Source organism: Gilliamella sp. B3892, from assembly GCF_026536305.1.
Taxonomy (GTDB): domain Bacteria; phylum Pseudomonadota; class Gammaproteobacteria; order Enterobacterales; family Orbaceae; genus Gilliamella.
The window spans coordinates 1-2,140 of the sequence record NZ_JAFNOK010000027.1; the positions used below are offsets into that span (position 1 = coordinate 1).

The 2,140-nt window shown below is 40.6% G+C and carries 3 protein-coding genes and 1 pseudogene; 3 read left to right on the forward strand and 1 reads right to left on the reverse strand.

Going from position 1 to position 2,140, the window contains the following annotated elements:
• Together J3U74_RS12280 and J3U74_RS12285 are read left to right on the forward strand one after the other, a co-directional pair.
• Positions 1–952, forward strand: a pseudogene (locus tag J3U74_RS12280) (hypothetical protein); the annotation flags it as partial.
• On the forward strand, positions 939–1,208 hold the full coding sequence (locus J3U74_RS12285) for a hypothetical protein (RefSeq protein WP_267328549.1): 270 nt from the start codon (positions 939–941) through the stop codon (positions 1,206–1,208). The pseudogene J3U74_RS12280 and the gene J3U74_RS12285, both read left to right, overlap by 14 nt.
• 105 nt (positions 1,209–1,313) lie before the next feature.
• Here J3U74_RS12285 and J3U74_RS12290 read toward each other — a convergent pair whose 3' ends face one another.
• Entirely contained in the window at positions 1,314–1,499 is a 186-nt protein-coding gene (locus J3U74_RS12290; protein ID WP_267328550.1) for a hypothetical protein, read from the reverse strand.
• A gap of 118 nt (positions 1,500–1,617) precedes the next feature.
• Here J3U74_RS12290 and J3U74_RS12295 point away from each other — a divergent pair.
• A partial coding sequence (locus J3U74_RS12295) for a hemagglutinin repeat-containing protein (RefSeq protein WP_267338080.1) occupies positions 1,618–2,140 on the forward strand: 523 nt, incomplete at its 3' end.

The following is a 2,140-nucleotide window of genomic DNA, read 5'->3' on the forward strand; positions in this document are numbered from 1 at the left end:
CGGCCTGGCGATTGCCGCCGGTGGCGGTGATACCGGCGCTGCCGGTGCGGCGATTGCTGCCGGGAAGAATGCGGTTGAGAATAATGCCGTAAGCCTTGCTGAAGGCGGGACAATGAACGGTTTTATTGGTATACATCATGATACCGCGGCTCAATACGATTCGATACTTCACGCTTCTGCTAATAATTATTTAACGGCAGAAGAAACCGAGCAAGCACTGAGTGGCTTAATAAAAGGTAAAGGAATGCCTAATGGTAGCGATTATGCTGAATTATGGATGCGTGCACCCGAACAAATTGGGCAATATTTACCCGGACCAATCGGTATAGCTATGGAAATTTTAGCCTTAGCTGATGTTGCCATAACAAATACAGATAAAGCTAATCTGGTACAATTATTAACTGAGGCAAGCAAGGATCATTTATCTGGCTTAGATAATTCAGAATCAATGGCTGCACTCGATATGATGATAAGTCGATTAGCTGCGGGTAGTAAAAATAAACAACTTCAAGGTATAATCAAACGTAATGTAGAATCCAATGTCGCAAAAAATCAAAAAGGCAATGCGTCGAGTAAATTTGGTGACCATGTAGCGAAAGAGCAAGAAATTAATGCTAATTCAGGTAAGCGTCCAGAAGATAAAATTTGGACAGAAACTAGTAAAAAAGAATCTGTTACAAATGCTTATGATCATTGGGATAAACATAAACATGAGTTTCCAGAATTTCAAAACTCAAAACAATACGTTGATGCTACCCATAATTTTGTAAGAAATCCACCTGAAGGGACTTTGACAAAAGTTAGAAAAAATGGGGATACAGTGTTTTATAATCCTCAATCAAATATATTTGCAGTGAAAAATGCCGATGGGACACCGAAAACAATGTTTAAACCAAATCCAGCAGATCATGGATATAAAACTAATTTGGAGTATTTTAATGCACAAAAATAATGAAGCATATATATGTCGTGTTTGTGGGCTTGAGCAATCAGTGCCTCAATGGGGAGAGGATGGTCAATCTCCTACATATAATATTTGTGAGTGTTGTGGAGTTGAATTTGGATACGAAGATGCCACTTTAACGGGTATTAAGAAATACCGAGATAAATGGATACAATCAGGAGCCAAATGGAATTGTCAACAAAGTAAACCTATTCATTGGTCTGTTGATTCACAATTATTAAACATTCCCCAAAAATACTTATAATAAATTGATTATTATAATCATTTTAAATAGTATGAACTATAATTCCTGATCTTATTCTTAACAGGAATTATAGTTTCATCTTAAACTTTAGAATTTGCTTGGAATTTAAATAATTAACTTGTTCTGCTCAATTTTAATGATGACCGATCGCCCAGCATACAACCCTATCTGCTCCACCCCTTCTACATTAATCGTTAGTGTAGTTTGGGTAAGCTTTTTGCGCTTTGTAATATTTATAGCATAATAGATAATTTTTGAATAAGGCAAAGCGCATTCTTTTTCTTTCTCCAACAAAATCCTTAAAAATGCGGCCAAAGCCGTTGAGCGGGCGAAAGAGAAAGGTAATGATAAGTTATTAGCCCTGCAATCAATTAAATCTGCGCTGACCGCACTTGAAGCGATTGAAGATTTGCAGCTGCAAAATCAGCAAGGTCAAAAACAGGCGTCAATCGGTGTCAGTGTGATGGTGGGCACGCAGCGCACTGAGCGGGAGGTCAATCAGGAGCAACATAATGTTATCAGTAGCGGGGTCTCTGCCGGGCAGAATATTCATATCACCGCAACCGGTGATGCAAATGCGCAAGGCGGGGATATCACCTTAAAAGGCAGTGAGGTGAAAGCCGGCAATGATATTAATCTGACCGCTAACCGGGATGTGAATGTGATTGGTGCGGTCAATACGCAGCACAGTGACCGGGATGAGAAAAGCTACGGCGGTGGCGTGGGGATTCAGCTTCAGTTTGGTGGTGATGAAAGTGGTCTGCGGTTTAAAGCCAACGGTAACTTTAGTCGGGAGCGGGAAAATGCTGACGGCAGTGCCTGGACGGAGAGTGTGATTGATGCCAAGAATCAACTCAATATCAAAACCGGTCATGATGTGAATGTGGTCGGCGGTCAGTTAAAAGGTGATACGGTGAAGATGAATGTGGGCA